An 18,806-nucleotide genomic window follows, 5' to 3' on the forward strand; every position below is an offset into this window, starting at 1 on the left:
GGCAGCCAGGACATTCGCCCTTCGGGGCATGTCACTTGCTCGACGGAACCGAAACGATGCGCGACCATATCCGCTTCTATCTGGGCGATACGCTGTGTGAACTGGCGTCTGTGCCACCGACCCTGACTGTCCTGGACTGGCTGCGGGAGCACCGGGGGCGAACCGGCACCAAGGAGGGATGCAACGAGGGCGATTGCGGTGCCTGCACCGTGCTGGTCGTCCGGGTCGAGGGGGGCTCGTTGGTCTGGCGGGCGGTGAATGCGTGCATCCAGTTCGTGGCGATGCTGGATGGTGCCCAGTTGTTCACGGTTGAGGATCTGCGGGCGGCGGACGGTTCGTTGCACCCGGTCCAGCAGGCGATGGTGGATTTGCATGGCTCGCAATGCGGCTTCTGCACGCCTGGATTCGTGATGTCGATGGTCGCCTATCGCAAGGCGCCGGGGGCGGTGGCAGAGGACGGGCCGATCGACGACGCGCTGGCGGGCAATCTGTGCCGCTGTACGGGATATGCGCCGATCGTGCGGGCGATGAAGCAGGCCATGACGGCCGGGCCCGACCGGTTCGACGGGGAGGCGGATGCGATCTTGGCCCGTCTGGTGGCGCTGCGCGATGGGCGGACGGTTCGCATGACGGCTGCTGATGGGCGGTTGACGATTCCGGCCGATGCCGATGCGCTGGCGGCGGCTTTGATCGAGGACCCGGAGGCCACGATCGTGGCGGGCGGTACCGACGTGGGGCTGTGGGTCACCAAGGGGCAGCGGGTGTTGCCGCATGTCGTTCTGATTGGTGGGATCGCCGACCTGAAAGGGCTGGACCGGACGGCGGAGGGGCTGCGGATCGGTGCGGCGGTGACTTATGGCGAGGCTCGTGCCGCGCTGGCGGAGTTGCTGCCGGATGCGGGCGAGATCGTGCGGCGCCTGGGATCGACGCAGGTGCGCAATGCCGGCACGGTCTGCGGCAATATCGCCAATGGCTCGCCGATCGGCGATGGGCCGCCGGTGCTGATCGCCGCCGAGGCCACGCTGCATCTGCGGCGGGGCGATGTGCGGCGGGTGGTGAAGCTGGAAGATTATTTTCTGGCGTATGGGCGGCAGGACCGTAAGCCGGGTGAGTTCGTCGAGGCCGTGACCGTGCCGGTGCCACCGGCCGGGATTCTGTTCCGCGCCTACAAGGTTTCCAAACGATTCGATCAGGATATCTCGGCGCTTCTGGGGGCTTTTGCCCTGGTGCTGGATGGGGAGGGGCGGATCGGCGAGGTGCGGATTGCCTTTGGCGGCATGGCCGCGACCCCGTGCCGTGCCCGCGCGACCGAGGATGCGCTGCGGGGGCGGATATGGAACGAGGCCGCCCTGGAGGCGGCGCGGGCGGCGATTGCAACCGATTTCGCGCCGATTTCCGACATGCGGGCCAGCGACTGGTATCGTCGCACGGTGGCCGCCAACCTGCTGACACGGCTGTTCGCCGAGACGGCGCCGGGGGGTGCGCGCGCTGAAACGCGGCTGGCCGGGCGGGGGCGGGAGGTGGCCCATGTCTGATCTGGTGATCGGTCTTGCGGCTGATGCGCGTGCGGCGGTGGTGGCCGGTGGCGCGTCGCAGAGCCTGCGGCATGAGAGTGCCGCGATGCATGTCTCGGGTTCCGCCGCCTATATCGACGACATGCCGGAGCCCAAGGGGCTGGTGCATGTGGTGCCGGGCCTGAGTACGCGGGCGCATGCGCGAATTGTTTCGATGAATCTGGATGACGTCCGTGCCGCGCCGGGCGTGGTGCGGGTGCTGACGGCGGCGGATATTCCCGGCCACAACCAGATCAGCCCGGTGGGGAAGCATGACGAGCCGCTGCTGGCCTCGGACATCGTGTCGTTCCACGGGCAGCCGATCTTTGCCGTTGTCGCCGAAACGCGCGGCCAGGGGCGCCGGGCGGCGCGTCTGGCACGGATCGTCTATGAAGACCTGCCGGCCGTGCTGGATATCGATCAGGCACGGGCTGCCGGCGGTGCGCTGGTATGGCGCGCGCTGACCATGCGGCGCGGCGACGTGGAGCAGGGGCTGGCGGCAGCGCCCCGCCGTCTGTCTGGCCGGATCGTGATGGGCGGGCAGGAGCATTTCTACCTCGAAGGGCAGGCGGCGCTGGCGCAGCCGGGCGAGGAGGGGGAGATGCGGGTCTGGTCCTCCACCCAGCATCCGACCGAGACCCAGCATATGGTGGCGCATGTGCTCGATCGGCCGAGCAATCTGGTGACGACCGAGATCCGCCGCATGGGTGGTGGGTTCGGTGGCAAGGAGACTCAGGCCAACGGGCCGGCCTGCCTGGCGGCGCTGGCGGCCGAACTGACCGGACGCGCGGCCAAGATGCGCCTCGATCGCGACGACGACATGATGATGACGGGCAAGCGTCATGATTTCGCGGTCGATTACACGGTGGGGTTCGATGATGACGGGCGCATCTGCGCCGTGGACATGGTGCTGGCGGCGCGGTGCGGGTGGTCGGCCGACCTGTCGGGGCCGGTGACGGATCGCGCGCTGTTTCATGCCGACAATGCCTATTATTATCCCGATGTGCGGCTGCGCTCGGAACCGCTGAAGACCAATACGCAGTCCAACACCGCCTATCGCGGGTTCGGTGGGCCGCAGGGGATCGTGGCGGCGGAACGGGTGATCGAGGAGATTGCCTTTGCCACCGGGCTGGACCCGCTGGATGTGCGGCTGCGCAATGTCTACGGCACCGGGACGCGCGACCTGACGCCGTACCATATGACGGTCGAGGATTCGATTGCGGCGGAGATCATGACGGAACTGGCCGAGGGGTGCGCCTATCGCACGCGCCGTGCCGCGATCCGGGCCGCCAATGAAGACAGTCCGCATATCAGGCGCGGCATTGCGTTGACGCCGGTGAAATTCGGCATTTCCTTTACCGCCACCCACTACAATCAGGCGGGTGCGCTGGTGCATGTGTACACCGATGGCTCGGTGCAGGTGAACCATGGCGGTACCGAGATGGGGCAGGGACTGCACACCAAGATGGTGCAGATTGCGATGCGGGAATTCGGCCTGCCGGCCGACCGGGTCCGCATTACCGCCACCACCACCGGCAAGGTGCCCAATACGTCGGCCACCGCTGCCTCCAGCGGTGCGGACCTGAACGGCATGGCGGTGCTGGATGCCGTGCGCCGGATCAGGGATCGGCTGGTTGGGTTCGCCGCCGGACATTGGGGCGTGCCGGAGGATGCGGTGCGCTTTCTGCCGGACGGGGTGCATGTCGGCGAGACGGTCGTGCCGTTCCCGGAACTGACGAAGGCTGCCTATTTCGCGCGCGTGTCGATGTCGTCGAACGGTTTTTACAAGACGCCGAAGATCTCGTGGAATCCCGACACCGGGCGTGGGCGGCCGTTCTTCTATTTTGCCTATGGCGCCGCGTGTGCGGAGGTTGCGATCGACCTGCTGACCGGGGAGATGCGGATCGAACGGGTCGATATTCTGCATGATGCCGGGCAATCGCTGAATCCGGCGATTGATATCGGGCAGGTCGAAGGGGCCTTCGTGCAGGGAGCCGGTTGGCTGACCACCGAGGAACTGGTCTGGGACGAAAGCGGTCGCCTGCGCACCCATGCCCCCAGTACCTACAAGATCCCGGCTTGTTCAGACCGACCGGGCATCTTCAACGTGGCCTTGCTGGAGCGGGCGCCCAATCGGGAGGAGACGATCTTTCGCTCCAAGGCGGTGGGAGAGCCGCCCTTCGTGCATGGTGTGGCGGTGTTGCATGCGATTTCGGACGCGCTGGCCAGCCTGGATGGGTACCGCTCCTGCCCCGGTCTGGATGCGCCCGCGACGCCCGAGGCGATCCTGCGCGCGGCCGAGCGGATGCGTGCCCGCGCCGCCGCGCGGGTGGATACCGGAGCCGGGGACTGACGGCCGTTCGGGCCATGGACGACATCATCACGGCGCTGGCCGGCTGGCGCCAAGTCGGGTTGCCTGTTGCGCGCGTCAGTATTTGCGCGGCCCAGGGATCGACCCCGCGCGAGGCCGGGTCGTTCATGCTGGTGGTGCCGGGCGCGTTGGCCGGTACGATCGGCGGGGGACGGCTGGAGTGGGAGTGCGTGGCGCGGGCGCGAGCCTTGCTGGCCGGCACCGTCGCGGCGGAGGAACTGGAGATCCCGCTCGGGCCGGAACTGGGGCAGTGCTGCGGTGGCCGGGTGCGCGTGCGCATCGAGCGCGCGGATGACGTGATGCTGGATGCGATTGTGCGCGATGCCGAAATCGCGCGGGCGGCGCTGCCGCATCTGCTGCTGTTCGGGGCCGGGCATGTGGGGCGGGCGCTGGCCCGGGCGTTGGCGCCGTTGCCTTTGCATCTGATCTGGGTTGATCCGCGTGACGAAGAGTTCGGGTTGGTGCCCGAAGGGGTCGTGGTGCGGATGACCGAGAACTGGGAAGATGTGCTGGCGGCCGCGCCGGCTGGGGCTGGCATTCTGGTGCTGACGCCCAGCCACCGGCTGGATGCGCTGATCGTCGGCGCGGCACTGGAACGGGATGATTTCCGCTATGTCGGGTTGATCGGGTCCAGGACGAAACGGCGGGGGTTCGAGGCCGGGTTTCGCGCCGTGGGTCTGGGGCCGGAACGGATCGCGCGGCTGGTGTGTCCGATCGGGGACCGGGGCATCCGCGACAAGCGGCCGGAAATTATCGCGGCGCTGGTGGCGGCGGAAATTGTCGAACGCCTGCTGCATGGTGATGATGCAGGATCGGAGCAGTAGGCATGGGGAACAGGACATGAGGCGGTCGGCCCGAAGCCAGCACATGATGCGGCTGCATGCGCGGTGCATCTTGTATTTCAACGCGGTGCGCGACCATGGCTCGATCCGTGAGGCGGCGCGGCAGTTGAACGTGACGCCCTCTGCCCTGACGCGGCAGATCGCCCAGATGGAGGACGAGATCGGCGCGCCGCTGTTCGACCGCCTGCCGGGCGGCATGGTACTGACGGCGGTGGGGGAAATCGTGGCCCGGCACATCGTCACCGTCATGCAGGATGCCGTGCGGACCGACGAGCAGATTGCCGCACTGGCGGGGATGCGGGGTGGGCGCATCGGCGTGATGATGGTGGAAGGCATTGCCGGCGACCTGATGGCGCGGCTGCTGGCGCGCATGACCCGAGTCTGGCCGGATATCGACCTGCACGCGGAGACGGGATCGCCCGCGCAGATCGTGGCGGCGCTGAGCGGCGGCACGACGGACCTGGGCATTGCGTTCTCGTTGAACGAACCGGACGATCTGCGCCGCGTGGCGGTGGCGCGCTTTCCGGTGGGGGTGGTGATGCCGGCCGACCATCCGCTGGCCGGCCGGAGCAGCGTGCGGATGGAGGACTGTCTGGATTATCGGCTGATCCTGCCGAGCGAATCGCTGTCGCTTCATCAGGTGATGGAGCCGATGCTCCACCCGTGGCGCGACAGGCTGGATGTGGTGCTGGAAACCGGGTCGATCGAACTGACCAACCGGATGGTGGCGGCCGGGGCGGGCCTGGCCTTTCAGTCCCGGCTGGCGCTGGCGTTCGATATCGGGCGCGGCGCGCTGGCCCATGTGCCGCTGGACGACCCGAGGGCCATGACCGATCTGGGTGTGTATGTCCGCGAGGCGCGGTGGCTGCCTCCGGCGCTGGAGCGGCTGATTGTCGAGGTGCGGGAGGCCCTGCGGGAACAGGAAGAGGCCGCGCGCATTCATGGGGTCAAAGACCTTGTGGCAGAATAGATAATTTTTAAAAACAAAATATTATGACGTTTTGTGACGGTTTTGCCTTATCTGGAATTGTTGCCGAACGGGCAACGTATTGGTCAATTTATTCTACTGGACGGAACACCCCTCTGTCCGGTTAGTTTCGGTGCCGTGATGGTGTGGGTTGGGGAACCAGGGTCCGTGTCGGGGGACACGGACCCACGCCGTCGGTCCATGGACCTGTCCGACCAGGGAAGAGCAAGGAGGCGTGGATGGCTGCCGATCGCGATAATCGTTCAACGGGAGAAACGCCGGAAGAACGCCTTGCGGCGCTCGATTCCCAGGTCAGGCGGGATCTGGCCGTTATCGACTATCCGCGCCATGACTGGACGCCGCGCCTGACGCGCGATGGCGAGCCGGTGCTGGATGTCGCCATCATCGGTGCGGGGCAGGGTGGGCTGGCCGCTGCTTTTGCGTTGAAGCGCGGTAATATCAGCAATGTCCGGATTTTCGACCGGGCGTCGCGCGGCGGCGAGGGGCCGTGGATCACCTTCGCCCGCATGATCACGTTGCGGACGCCGAAATATGTCACCGGCCCGGATCTGGGGATTCCGGACCTGACGCCGCGCGCCTGGTATGAAGCGCGGTATGGCGCCGAGGCGTGGGAGAGGCTGGACAAGATCCCGCGTGGCGACTGGCAGGCCTATCTGGACTGGTATCGCGCCGTGCTGGACCTGCCGGTGGAAAATGACCGCACATTTACGCATGTGGCGTGGGAAGACGGACTGCTGCGCCTGACCTTTCTGGATGCTGAGGGACGAGAGTTTCGGCATCTGGCGCGCAAGCTGGTGCTGGCGACCGGGATCGACGGTGGCGGCCGGTGGCATGTGCCGGATTTTATCCGCGAGGCCCTGCCGCGCGAACGCTATGCGCATACGTCCGAGCCCATTGATTTCGCCGCCCTGCGCGGCAAGCGGATCGGCGTGCTGGGGGCGGGGGCGTCGGCCTTCGACAATGCCGCGACCGCGCTGGAGGAAGGGGCCGCCTCGGTCGCGCTGTGTCTGCGCCGGCGGGTCATTCCCTCGGTCAATCCCTATCGCTGGATGGAGAATGCCGGGTTCCTGGCCCATTTCTCAGCGCTGTCCGACACGCTGCGCTGGCGGTTCATGCGGCATATCTATGAACTGAACCAGCCGCCGCCGCAGGATACGTTCTGGCGCTGCCGTCGCCACCCGACCTTCAGCTACCATACCGGCTGTGGCTGGACCGGGGCGCGGATGGAGGGCGATGACATCGTCGTGCAGACGCCGGATGGCGAGATGCGATTCGATTTCGTGATCATCGGCACCGGCTTTGCCGTCGACATGGCATTGCGGCCGGAGACAGCGTCCTTCGCCGGGTCGGTGGCGCTGTGGCGCGATCGCTTTACCCCGCCGGAGGGCGAGGACAGTGCCGTGCTGGCGGCGCACCCTTATCTGGGCGAATCCTATCAGTTCCTGCCGCGCGACGCGGCCGATCCGCTGGCGCCGATGCTGGCGAATATTCACAATTTCACCTTCAGCGCGACGCCCAGCATGGGGCTGTCGGGGGCGTCGATCAGCGGGATGCGCTTTGGCGTGGAGCGGCTGGCGCGGGGGCTGGGGCGTGATCTGTTCGTGGCCGATGGGGCCTGGCACCTTGAGCAGTTGCTGAATTATGTCACGCCGGAACTGGTCAGCCTCGACCCTCCGGATGCATGATCCCGCGTGATTCTGCCGGCGTGGCGGCGCGGCAGGTAACGGGAGGGGACAAGCCCATGAGCGAACAAGATGGTGACAGCTTCGTGCCGGAGGAGGCGATCGTCATTGCCACCGCGCGGGATATCGGCCTGAGTGTCGATGGATCATGCCTGCCGGGCGTGGTGGCCAACCGGGCGCTGCTGCGGCGCTATGCCGATCTGGTCCATGGGTTCGCCCTGCCGGATACGTGTGAACCGGCATACGAATACCGTCCATGAGCGCGCCCGCCATGACTGATCCGTTCGACGTGCTGGCCATTGCCGCCGATATCCGCCAGGGGCGCCGCAGCGCCGTTTCCGTGATGACGGAAACGATCGCCGCGATGCAGGTCCGTGACACATCCATCAACAGCGTGACCCGTATTTTCGGGCCGCGTGCCGTGGGCGAGGCCGAGCAGATCGACCGCCGCCTTACCGCCGGCGATGATCCGGGGCCGCTGGCGGGCGTGCCGTTCGGGGTGAAGGACCTGTTCGACGTGGCCGGGGAGGTTACGACGGCAGGGTCGGTGGTGTTACGGGAATCGCCGCCGGCGGCGCATGATGCCACCGTGGTCGCGCGCCTGCGCGCGGCGGGCGCGATTCCGGTCGCCAGCCTGAACATGGACGAATTCGCCTATGGATTCGCGACCGACAATGCCCATTACGGCATAACCCGTAATCCCCACGATACGGCACGGCTGGCCGGTGGATCGTCGGGCGGTTCGGCGGCCGCCGTGGCGGCGGGGCTGCTGTCGCTGACCTTGGGGTCGGACACCAACGGTTCGATTCGTGTGCCGGCGTCGCTGTGCGGCGTGTGGGGGTTGAAACCCACGCTTGGCAGCGTGCCGCGCGAGGGGGCCTATCCTTTTTCCGCCAGCCTGGACGTGGTGGGGCCGTTTGCCGGAACCCTGGATGGCCTGCGCGTGGCGTACGAAGTCATGGCCGGCGGACCGATGCCCGAACTGCCGGCGGCATCCGACCTGCGGGTTGCGAAGCTGGGCGGCTGGTTCGGCAGCAACCTGTCGGACGCGCTGGCCGGCGCGATCGATGCGGTGGCGGCGCATCTGGGCGGGCTGGAGACGGTGGAGCTGCCCGAGGTGGCGCGGGCGCGCGCCGCTTCGTTCCTGATTACGGCGGCTGAGGGGGGGACGCTGCATCTGCCGCGCCTGCGCAGGCATGCGCTGCGCTATGATCCCGCGACCCGTGACCGGCTGATTGCCGGGGCGCTGCTGCCCTCGGCCACGCTGGTGCAGGCCCATCGGTTCCGTGGCTGGTTCCGCGAGCAGGTCCATGCGCTGTTCCGGTCGGCGGATGTGCTGATTGCTCCGGCGACGGTGGGCGAGGCGCCGCCGGTCGATCAGCCGACCATCGTGGTGGACGGGCAGGTCGTCTCGGCGCGGGCCAATCTGGGCCTTTATACGCAGCCGCTGAGTCTGGCGGGCGTGCCGATTCTCAGTGCGCCGCTGCTGGGCACCGGTGGCCTTCCGCTGGGTATGCAATTGATTGCGGCGCCGGGGCGGGAGGCTGCATTGTTCGCCCTGGCCGGCGCTCTGGCGCGGGCGGGACTGGTCGGCAGGGTGCCGCTTCCAGCAGTGAAGGGACGTTAGGCCATGCTGAATACTCCCCGTTCCCTGCGTGGGATGGTGACATCCCCGCATCATCTGGCCAGCCAGGCCGGCCTGGACGTGCTGCGCGACGGCGGCACGGCGATCGAGGCGGTGGTGGCGACGGCGGCGGCACTGGCCGTTGTCTATCCGCACATGACCGGCATCGGCGGCGATGCCTTCTGGCTGGTGATGTGGCCCGATGGCCGGACCGAGACGATCGATGCCTGCGGGGCCGCTGCGCGGCGTGCCGATCTGGAATTCTATCGGGCTGCCGGGTGCGACACGATTCCGTGGCGCGGGCCGCTGGCGGCCAATACGGTTGCCGGCACCGTGTCCGGTTGGGAGCTTGCCCTGGAGTGGAGCCACGCGATGCAACCCGGGCTGGGCCTGCATCGGTTGCTGCGGGATGCGATCTATTATGCCGAGCAGGGGGTGCCGATCACGGAGGGAGGCGCCGCGCTGACCGCCTCCAAGATGGGCGAACTGGCGGCCATTCCCGGTTTCCGGCAGCTTTTCCTGCCGGGCGGGCATGCGCCGCAGGCAGGCGATATCCTGCATAACCAGGCCCTGGCGCACACGTTGCGCCGGCTGGCGGGGGACGGGCTGGACTCCTTTTATCGCGGTGCGCTGGCGCGGGATCTGGCGGAGGATCTGCGCCAGTTGGGCAGCCCGCTGGATCTGGCGGACCTGAACACGCACCATGCGCAGGCGCGGCCGCCGCTGCATGTCGATATCGCGGGTGCGCGGTTGTTCAACATGGCGCCCCCGACCCAGGGTGTTGCGTCGTTGCTGATCCTGGCGTTGTTCGACCGGCTGCGGGCCGAAGAGGTCGACGGGTTCGATTATTTCCACGGGCTGGTCGAAGCGACGAAACAGGCCTTTCGGTATCGCGATACGCATGTGGGCGACCCGGCCTTCATGTCTGTGGTGGCGCAGGAAGTGCTGGATGACGCCATGGCGCTGGATCGCATGGCGCTGGAAATCGATCCTGAAATTGCGGCGCCGTGGCCCCATCCGCCGCAGATGGGCGATACGGTGTGGATGGGCGCGGTGGATGCCGATGGCGTCGCCGTCAGCATGATCCAGAGTGTGTATTTCGAATATGGATCGGGCGTGGTTCTGCCGCGCAGCGGGATCGTCTGGCAAAATCGCGGGGCCAGTTTCCAGCTGGCCGAGAAGGGCTGGAATGCGCTGCGTCCGGGCCGCAAGCCGTTCCATACGCTCAATCCGGCCGGTGCGCGCTTCGCCGATGGGCGTACCATGGTCTATGGCACCATGGGGGGCGAGGGGCAGCCCCAGACGCAGGCGGCACTCTTCACCCGCTATGCCCGCTATGGCGTGCCGTTGCAGCAGGCGGTGACGGCACCGCGCTGGCTGCTGGGGCGCACCTGGGGCGAGACCAGCACCAGCCTGAAATATGAGGACCGGTTCGCGCCCGAGGTGATCGCGCGGATGGCGGCGGCGGGGCATGTGCTGGAGCCCATGCCTGCCTTTACCTCGACGATGGGGCATGCCGGGGCACTGGTGCTGCATCCGTCAGGCCTGATCGAAGGGGCGACCGATCCGCGCAGCGACGGGATGGTAGCGGCATGGTGAAGATGCCTGTGCGCGAGACGGCGTCTGGCCCGCGGGCGGTCGTGCGGTGCGACGATCTGGGTGTCGCGCCCTATTCCGATTCCGACGATTATCTGTTCCGCCCCTATCTGGGGGCGGGGCATGCGGCGACGCTGGACCGGATCGCGGCCTGGATGACCGAAGCGGGGATGACCGCGCGGGTCGATGCCGCCGGCAATATCGTCGGTCGCTATGAAGGCCGGCACCCCGATGCGCCGGCGCTGGTGATCGGCTCGCATGTCGACAGTGTGCGCGACGGCGGGCGCTATGACGGCATGCTGGGCGTGATGCTGGGGATCGAGACGGTGGCGTGGTTTGCCGAGCGCGGACACCGCTTTGCTTTCGCGATCGAAGTGGTCGGCTTCGGGGACGAGGAGGGGTCGCGCTTTCCGGTTTCGATGCTGGCCACGCGTGCCGTGGCTGGGGTGCTGGGGGACCAGGACCTGGCACTGGTCGATGCTGCGGGTGTGGGGCTGGCCGAGGCGCTGGACGGTTTTGGCCTCGACGTGGCGCGCTTTGCCGATGCGGGACGGAAACGCGAAGACATTCTGGCCTATGTCGAGGCGCATATCGAACAGGGGCCGGTGCTGGAGGCCGAAGGCCATGCGCTGGGCGTCGTCAGCGCCATTGCCGCCCAATATCGCTTTCGCGCCGTGGTGACGGGCGTGGCGGGGCATGCCGGCACCATGGCGATGCGGCTGCGCCATGACGCGCTGGCCGCCGCTGCCGAGATGGTGCTGGCGGTGGAGCGGATCGGCGGTGCCGGGCCTGAGGATTTGGTGGCGACGGTCGGGCGGATGGAGGTTGGGCCGGGGGTGCCGAATGTGGTGCCGGGGGCCGTCACTTTCAGCATCGATATTCGGGCTGGCGTGGATGCGGTACGCGACCGTGCGGCTGAGGCCATTCAGGCGGCGCTGCCGGAGATTGCCGCGCGGCGGGGCGTGGGGCTGGACCTGACGCTTCAGCAGGATCTGCCGGCGACGCCGTGCGACAGCGGACTGAGCGCCCTGATGGCCGACGCGGTCAGCGAGGTCACGGGCGCCGCGCCGCGCGTGCTGGTGAGCGGCGCGGGACATGATGCGATGGTGATGGCGCGGCTGGCGCCGGTTTCGATGTTGTTTCTGCGCTGTCGCGGCGGGATCAGCCACAACCCTGCCGAGGCGGTCGAGGCTGAGGACGTGCAGGTGGCGCTGGAGGCGATGACGGCCTTCGTCATCCGGTTCGAACAGACGGGAGCGGGCGCCGGAGCGGCGCTGACGCAGGAGGAAAGATAGGGTGTTCGGACAGATTGACCCGCCGCATCGGCTTTTGATGGGGCCTGGCCCGGTGAATGTGCATCCGCGGGTGCTGCGTGCGATGTCGGCGGACATGCTGGGGCAGTTCGACCCGGAGATGACGGGGTACATGAACGAGACGATGGCGCTGTATCGCCGCGTGTTCATGACGGAGAACCGTTGGACGTTTCTGGTGGACGGCACGGCGCGGGCTGGGATCGAGGCGGCCCTGGTGTCGCTGGTCGAGCCGGGGGCGCGGCTGCTGGTGATCCATGCGGGACGGTTCGGGCTGCTGCTGTCGGAGATCGGGCAGCGGATCGGGGCGGAGATCCGCACGCTGGAAATTCCGTGGGGCGAGGTGGCGACGCTGGAGCAGATCGAGGCTGCGATCGTGGCGCATCGGCCGCAGGTGTTCGCGGCGATCCATGGCGATACCTCGACGACGATGGCCCAGCCGCTGGACGGTGTGGGCGCGCTGTGCCGGCGGCATGGTGTGCTGTCCTATGTCGATGCCACGGCGACGCTGGGCGGGATGGCGGTTGCGACGGATGCGTGGGGCGTGGATGTGGTGACGGGCGGCCTGCAGAAATGCATGGGCGGGCCGCCGGGGTCTTCGCCGATCACGATTTCCGACCGGGCGGCGGCGCATATCATGAAGCGGCGGCATGTCGAGGCGGGGATACGCGGCGCGGACCTGGACGAAGGGCCGGGGGCGCTGATCCGGTCGAATTACTTCGATCTGGCGATGATCATGGACTACTGGTCGGAGACGCGGCTGAACCACCATACCGAGGCGACCAGCATGCTGTATGCGGCGCGCGAGGCGGCGCGGGTGATGGTGGAAGAGGGGCTGGAGGCGCGTTTCGCGCGGCATCGGGCTGCTGGTGCGGCGATGAGTGCGGGGCTGCGGGCGATGGGGCTGACCCTGTATGGGCAGGATGCCTACCGCATGACCAACGTGACGGGGGTGTATATTCCCGATTGCGTGGATGGCGAGCGGGTGCGGGCGCGGATGCGCGGGGAGTTCGAGATCGAGATCGGCACCGCGTTCGGGCCGCTGGCGGGGAAGATCTGGCGGATCGGGGCGATGAGCTACAATGCGATGCGGCACAAGGTGCTGATCACGCTTGGCGCGCTGGACGCCGTGCTGCGTGCAGAGGGGTATGTGCCGCCGGCGGGGGCGGCGATCGAGGCTGCCCGCGCCGTTTATGAGGCTGTACCATGACGGCGCCCTATCCTCGCGACCTTGTCGGCTATGCCGGTAATCCGCCCGATCCGCGTTGGCCGGGTCAGGCGCGGGTCGCCGTGCAGTTCGTCATCAATTACGAGGAGGGGGCGGAAAATTCGGTCCTGCATGGCGATGCGGGGTCGGAAGCCTTTCTCTCCGAGATGGTCGGTGCCCGATCCGTGCCGGGTGCGCGGGCGATGGCGATGGAAAGCCTGTACGAATATGGCGCGCGTGCCGGGTTCTGGCGGTTGCGCCGGCTGTTTGTGGAGCGCGGGTTGCCCGTGACCGTGTTCGGGGTTGCCGCCGCGATGGCCCGCAACCCGGATGCGGTGGAGGCGATGCTGGATGCGGGATGGGAAATCGCCAGCCATGGCCTGCGCTGGATCGATTACCAGGATATTCCCGAGGCGCTGGAGCGTGCGCATATCCGCGATTGCATCATGCTGCATACGCATCTGACGGGCTCGCGGCCGCTGGGGTGGTATCAGGGCCGTACCAGTCCGAACACGGCCCGGTTGATCGTCGAGGAAGGGGGATTCGTCTACGATGCGGATTCCTATGCCGACGACCTGCCTTACTACGACTGCCATCATGGGCGGCCGCAACTGATCGTGCCCTATACGCTGGATGTGAACGACATGCGCTATGTGGCGCTGAACGGCTTTACCGAGGGCGAGCAGTTCTTCCGCTATCTGCGCGATACATTCGATACTTTGTATGAGGAAGGCGAGGTGGTGCCCAAGATGATGTCCATCGGGCTGCATTGCCGCATTGCCGGCCGCCCTGGGCGCGCCCGCGCCGTTGCCCGTTTCCTGGACCATGTGCTGGCCCATGAGCGGGTCTGGGTGGCGACGCGCCTTGATATCGCCCGTCATTGGCTGGAGGTTCATCCCGCATGAATTCGGTGATGCGGCGCGTAAACGAGATGGCGCCTGCGGTGTTCGTCGAACGGTTCGGTGCGCTGTACGAACATTCGCCCTGGGTGGCGGAACGCGCGGCGGTCCTGCGCCCGTTTGGGGATTCCGGCGCGATGCTGGCAGCCATGAATGGTGTGCTGGCGCGCGCGACGACGGAAGAGAAGCTGGCCCTGGTGCGCGCCCATCCCGAACTGGCGCGCCGGGCTGGGCTGGACCCCGACCTGACCCGTGCCTCGCAGGCCGAGCAGGCCTCGGCGGGACTGGATCGGCTGACGCCGGAGGAATATGCGCGGTTCAACAGCCTGAACGATGGCTATGCCGCGCGGTTCGGCATGCCGTTCGTGATCTGTGTCCGCCTGTCGGACAAGGCGCTGATCCTGTCGGAAATGGCACGCCGGCTGACCCACACACCGGAGCAGGAACTGGAAACGGCGATTGCCGAGATCGGCAAGATTGCCGGTCTTCGGCTGACCGATGCGCTGGCGCACGAGGAGCAGCGTTCATGAGCACTTTGTCCAGCCATGTTCTCGATCTGGTATCCGGCCGGCCGGCGGCGGGGATGGAGATCGTGCTGTGGGCCGGCGATGCGTGCCTGTTTCGTGGCCGGACGAACGAAGACGGACGGTGCCCGGATCTGGCGCGGGTGGGGGCATTGCCGCCGGGGGCTTATCGGCTGGAGTTTGCGGTTGCCGCTTATTTCCGCGGGCAGGGCGTGGCGCTGAGCGAGCCGCCGTTTCTGGACGTGGTGCCGATCGCATTCGGGATTGCGGCACCGGCGGCCGATGGCACTGGTGGCCATTACCATGTGCCGCTGCTGGTCTCGCCCTACGGGTTTTCGACCTACCGGGGGAGTTGAGGTCCCGACCTGGATATGACGAGGCAGGGGCTGGCGGCCGGGACCATCGGTCGGTCAAGCATTTTGCACCGCGTCGATGCCGGATTCGGATATTAGAATGGTTTCAGGGTTTTTCTCTTCAACTCCTGATCCGCTAGTGAAGGGACATTGAACGCTGCCCGGTTTTGGTCGGTCAGGAATTCCCTGTTATAAGGTGCCTGGGTTACGTCCTTTCCCGGTGCTGCTGTAAATTGCGTTCCGAATATCTGAGGACGACCTATTTCCTGAAGGTAACGATCGAGGGTTGCGGCTTCAAGCCAGCGTGCGTTTTCGTCACCAAGGGAAACGGCGGTCATCGCTAGGCAATGCGCGAGCAGATATCCGTCGGATGTCTCGGCGTGTTGGTAGACCATCGCTGCGTGCGTGTAGTCTGCCGCGCTGTGAAGGGCCCCATGCTTCATCAATGCACTCAATATTGTCCGGCGTTCCTCGTCCCGTTTCGCCAGTTTTGCCCAATCGGCTGCGGTGGTTTTGCCGTGTAGCAAGGTTGTGCGTTCATCCTGATCGGCTTGGAAAATATTTGTAACCTGTAGATTGTCTTGTATCGGGGAAGCAAAAGAAGTTTTTTTGCTGGTTGATAGCATTGTCATTGTAAAAATGACACAAAATAGACGACTTCCGTTTGTGAGCTTCATATTACGTTCCTGGTTTTGTAAATATTCAGCGTAGAATGGTCGCGTGAAGTATTTACAGAACCATAGCTTGTTACGAAGCAAATTCAACCGGATGTGCGTGGCGGTGTTGTGGTAACGAAACCGCCGGTCCCGAAGAACCGGCGGTGGTCGGATCAGACCAGGTGCTGCTTCAGCGCGGCGGTGAATTCGCGCGTGCCGGACTTGCCGCCCAGGTCGCGGGTCAGCAGTTCGGGCTTGGTGATCACGGCGCGGATGCCGCTTTCGATGCGGGTGGACAGATCGGCGCGGCCGATATGCTCCAGCATCATGTTCGCGGCCAGCAGCAGGGCCAGCGGGTTGGCGAGGTCCTTGCCGGCGATGTCGGGCGCGGAGCCGTGGACGGCCTCGAACACCGCGGCCTTCTCGCCGATATTCGCGCCGGGGGCCATGCCCAGGCCGCCGACGAGGCCGGCCGTCAGGTCGGACAGGATGTCGCCGAACAGGTTGGTGGTGACGATGACGTCATACTGCCAGGGGTCGATGACCAGCTGCATGGCGCACGCATCGACGATGCGCTCGTTGCATTCCACGCGGCCTTCATATTCCTTGGCGACCTTGCGGCCTTCTTCCAGGAACAGGCCGGTCAGCAGCTTCAGGATGTTGGCCTTGTGGACCAGCGTCACCTTCTTGCGGCCATGCTTGACGGCGTATTCGAATGCGAAGCGGACGATGCGGTTACATTCGGCGCGCGAGTTGTAGCCCGCACCGGTCGCGATCCCGTGCGGGTCGTCGCCCACCGGGATGTAGCTTTCCATCGCCGCGTAGTACCCTTCCAGGTTCTCGCGCACCAGGACCAGGTCGATCTTGTCGAAGCGGGCGCCGGGGACGAACGTGCGCGTCGGGCGCAGGTTGGCATAAAGCCCGAATTCCTGGCGCAGGGTCACGTTGATGGACTTGAAGCCGCCACCCACGGGGGTCGTCAGCGGGCTCTTCAGGGCCAGGCCGGTGCGGCGGATGCTGTCGATCGTCTGGGGGGGCAGCGGATTGCCGGTCGCGTCAACCGCCGCCATACCCGCGAGCTGCTTGTCCCAGGCGAACGGCGCGCCGACCGCGTCCAGGATTTCGGTCACGGCATCCATGATTTCCGGGCCGATCCCATCGCCGGGGATCAGGGTAGCCGGAATGGTCTTTTCAGCGGACATTGTCGAACGTCTCCCTCTGTGCTTTGCCAGGCCCGACCTGCCGACCGTGCGTTCGCGAGGCGGGGCAGCCGGGCCGGAACCCGTATGGTCCTAGGCCCGTGGCAGACGGGTGACAATCGCACCGGCCCCCGTCACGAGGGCTTTCGCGGTCACATTATCTGGCGCTGTCGAGGGAGGTTTCGCGCTAATCCGCCACGATCGGGGCACAGGCCGCTTCGAGCCATGCGCGGGCGTCGGAAGCCAGTTGCGGCGCGACGAGATCAAAAACCCGTGCATGGTACGTGTCCAGCCAGGCGGTCTCTTCGCGGGTCAGCAATGACGGATCGATCAGTCGCCGGTCGAAGGGTGCCAGTGTCAGGGTTTCGAAGGCCAGGAAGTTCCGTCCGGCCTCGGCCAGGGTCGGGTGGACCAGCAGCAGGTTTTCCAGCCGGATGCCGAAGGCGCCCGGACGGTAGTAACCGGGCTCATCCGACAGGATCATGCCCGTCGCGACCGCTACGGGCCGGTGAACGGGCGAGATCGAGCATGGCCCCTCATGCACCGAGAGATAGCTGCCGATTCCATGGCCGGTGCCGTGATCGTAATCCAGTCCGTCCTGCCACAGCGCATAGCGCGCCAGGGCGTCCAGCGCGTGCCCTGTCGTGCCGACCGGGAAGCGGGCCCGCGCCAGGGCGATATGGCCCTTCAGTACGCGGGTGAAGGGGCCGCGCACGCTGTCGGGCCCTCGTTCCTTGCCGGTCCAGAGGGTGCGGGTGACGTCGGTGGTGCCGAAAGGATACTGGCCGCCGCTGTCGATCAGATAGACCTCGTCGGTGCCGATCGTCCGGGCGGTGTCCGGTGTAACCCGGTAATGGATCACCGCACCGTTAGGACCGGCGCCCGAAATGGCGGGGAAGCTTTCCTCGCGATAATCGGGGCAGAGGGCGCGGAAGGCATTCAGTCGGGTCGCGGCCTCCAGTTCATTCTGTCCGACGCCCTGCGTATCGACCCAGTGCAGGAAACGGCATAGTGCGATGCCGTCGATCAGGTGTGCGCGGCGCGCGCCTTCCTGTTCTACCGGGTTCTTGCAGGCGCGTGGCAGCGCGCAGGGGTCGGTGGCGCGGGCGATGGTGGCGCCGGTGGCTTCCAGCGTCTGGATGAACCAGACCGCCGTGCCGACCGGATCGACCCGTACCGTCTGTCCGGCCAGAGCCGTCAGCGCGGCGTCGAGGCCGGACGGCGGCACGATCCGGACCTGCGGGCCCAGCCAGTGGGCGGTATCGGGCGGCACGCGGGCCGGGTCGATGAACAGGTCGACCTGGGCGTCGGCATGCAGGATGGCGAAGGCCAGGCAGGCCGGTGTGTAGGGAACGTCGCTGCCGCGAATGTTCAGCAGCCACGCGACGGATGTGGGGTCGCCCACGATGGCCGCGTCCTGACCCTCGGCGCGCAGGACGGCCGCCATGCGGGCCCGCTTGTCGGCGCTGTCCTCGCCCGCGAAGGAAAGGGGATGGGACAGGCAGGGGGTGCCGGGCGCGGCCGGCTGGTCGGTCCAGATCCGGTCCACCGGGTTGGCCGCTAGCGGCACCATGTCCAGCCCGCGTGTCAGGAACGGTTGCAGGCCGGCCTCGCCGACCAGACGGGGATCGTAGCCGATCCGCAGGCCGCGCCCGCCCTGTGCCGCCAGCCATTCGGCCGGGGGCGTGTCGCGCATATGCAGGCGGGCCCAGGCAGTGCCGTCCACCTGCTGGTCCATCTGCGTGATGTAGCGCCCGTCGGAGAAGACGGCCGCCGGGCCATCGCGCAGCACCACCGCCATGCCGGCGCTGCCGGTAAAGCCGCTCAGCCAGGCCAGACGCTCGGCGTAGGGGGCGACATATTCGCCCAGATGCTCGTCGCCGCGCAGGAGAAGGAAGCCGTCGACATCCATTTCCTCCAGCACGCGGCGCAGCGCGGGGAGACGGGCTGAAATCTCGGGCATTTCCCTTGTCCTTTTACTTTGGAAGTGATTGATTCCGCT

At 66.7% G+C, this 18,806-nt stretch carries 16 protein-coding genes; 13 read left to right on the top strand and 3 right to left on the bottom strand.

Annotated elements, in window-relative coordinates; all coding sequences use genetic code 11:
- The first annotated feature begins 56 nt into the window (after positions 1-56).
- The 13 genes from xdhA (at position 57) to uraH (ending at position 14,952) form a co-directional block, all read left to right on the top strand.
- Entirely contained in the window at positions 57-1,535 is a 1,479-nt protein-coding gene (xdhA, locus tag C7453_RS07090) for a xanthine dehydrogenase small subunit (protein WP_114727058.1), read from the top strand.
- A complete protein-coding gene (gene xdhB, locus C7453_RS07095) occupies positions 1,528-3,906 on the top strand; it encodes a xanthine dehydrogenase molybdopterin binding subunit (protein WP_114726845.1) in 2,379 nt (792 codons plus the stop codon). Before xdhA ends, xdhB begins: the two co-directional genes overlap by 8 nt.
- Before the next feature lie 14 nt (positions 3,907-3,920).
- Positions 3,921-4,748, top strand: a complete 828-nt coding sequence (xdhC, locus tag C7453_RS07100) for a xanthine dehydrogenase accessory protein XdhC (protein WP_114726846.1) — start codon at positions 3,921-3,923, stop codon at positions 4,746-4,748.
- Between the two features lie 16 nt (positions 4,749-4,764).
- Entirely contained in the window at positions 4,765-5,736 is a 972-nt protein-coding gene (locus C7453_RS07105) for a LysR family transcriptional regulator (protein ID WP_114726847.1), read from the top strand.
- A 236-nt stretch (positions 5,737-5,972) separates the two neighbouring features.
- Positions 5,973-7,439: a SidA/IucD/PvdA family monooxygenase gene (locus C7453_RS07110; RefSeq protein ID WP_114726848.1), complete on the top strand. Its 1,467-nt coding sequence runs from the start codon at positions 5,973-5,975 to the stop codon at positions 7,437-7,439.
- 56 nt (positions 7,440-7,495) lie between these two features.
- Positions 7,496-7,696 (top strand): DUF4089 domain-containing protein, encoded by a 201-nt coding sequence (locus C7453_RS07115; RefSeq protein ID WP_114727059.1) that lies wholly within the window; start codon positions 7,496-7,498, stop codon positions 7,694-7,696.
- Positions 7,693-9,063 carry an AtzE family amidohydrolase gene (locus C7453_RS07120; RefSeq protein WP_114726849.1) on the top strand — a complete coding sequence of 457 codons (1,371 nt, stop codon included), beginning with the start codon at positions 7,693-7,695 and terminating at the stop codon, positions 9,061-9,063. The genes C7453_RS07115 and C7453_RS07120 overlap by 4 nt, the downstream gene beginning before the upstream one ends.
- Before the next feature lie 3 nt (positions 9,064-9,066).
- Positions 9,067-10,659, top strand: a complete 1,593-nt coding sequence (locus C7453_RS07125) for a gamma-glutamyltransferase family protein (protein WP_114726850.1) — start codon at positions 9,067-9,069, stop codon at positions 10,657-10,659.
- Positions 10,653-11,951: an allantoate amidohydrolase gene (locus tag C7453_RS07130; protein WP_114726851.1), complete on the top strand. Its 1,299-nt coding sequence runs from the start codon at positions 10,653-10,655 to the stop codon at positions 11,949-11,951. Before C7453_RS07125 ends, C7453_RS07130 begins: the two co-directional genes overlap by 7 nt.
- 37 nt (positions 11,952-11,988) lie before the next feature.
- Positions 11,989-13,176, top strand: a complete 1,188-nt coding sequence (locus tag C7453_RS07135) for a pyridoxal-phosphate-dependent aminotransferase family protein (RefSeq protein WP_170143163.1) — start codon at positions 11,989-11,991, stop codon at positions 13,174-13,176.
- Entirely contained in the window at positions 13,173-14,078 is a 906-nt protein-coding gene (gene puuE, locus C7453_RS07140; RefSeq protein ID WP_114726853.1) for an allantoinase PuuE, read from the top strand. The genes C7453_RS07135 and puuE overlap by 4 nt, the downstream gene beginning before the upstream one ends.
- Positions 14,075-14,602, top strand: coding sequence for a 2-oxo-4-hydroxy-4-carboxy-5-ureidoimidazoline decarboxylase (gene uraD, locus C7453_RS07145; RefSeq protein WP_245948900.1), 528 nt, complete (start codon positions 14,075-14,077; stop codon positions 14,600-14,602). The genes puuE and uraD overlap by 4 nt, the downstream gene beginning before the upstream one ends.
- Positions 14,599-14,952, top strand: a complete 354-nt coding sequence (gene uraH, locus C7453_RS07150) for a hydroxyisourate hydrolase (protein ID WP_114726854.1) — start codon at positions 14,599-14,601, stop codon at positions 14,950-14,952. Before uraD ends, uraH begins: the two co-directional genes overlap by 4 nt.
- A gap of 92 nt (positions 14,953-15,044) precedes the next feature.
- On the opposite strand, the gene C7453_RS07155 is transcribed toward uraH, so the two are convergent.
- The 3 genes from C7453_RS07155 to C7453_RS07165 form a co-directional block, all read right to left on the bottom strand.
- Positions 15,045-15,626, bottom strand: coding sequence for a hypothetical protein (locus C7453_RS07155; RefSeq protein ID WP_114726855.1), 582 nt, complete (start codon positions 15,624-15,626; stop codon positions 15,045-15,047).
- A 152-nt stretch (positions 15,627-15,778) separates the two neighbouring features.
- Positions 15,779-16,807: an isocitrate/isopropylmalate dehydrogenase family protein gene (locus C7453_RS07160; RefSeq protein WP_114726856.1), complete on the bottom strand. Its 1,029-nt coding sequence runs from the start codon at positions 16,805-16,807 to the stop codon at positions 15,779-15,781.
- A gap of 184 nt (positions 16,808-16,991) precedes the next feature.
- The gene (locus C7453_RS07165; RefSeq protein ID WP_114726857.1) at positions 16,992-18,767 is read right to left on the bottom strand and encodes an aminopeptidase P family protein; all 1,776 of its coding nucleotides are present in this window, start codon (positions 18,765-18,767) and stop codon (positions 16,992-16,994) included.
- Positions 18,768-18,806 lie beyond the last annotated feature (39 nt).

It is taken from the genome of Gluconacetobacter liquefaciens, from assembly GCF_003350405.1.
In the GTDB taxonomy this organism is placed as follows: domain Bacteria; phylum Pseudomonadota; class Alphaproteobacteria; order Acetobacterales; family Acetobacteraceae; genus Gluconacetobacter; species Gluconacetobacter liquefaciens.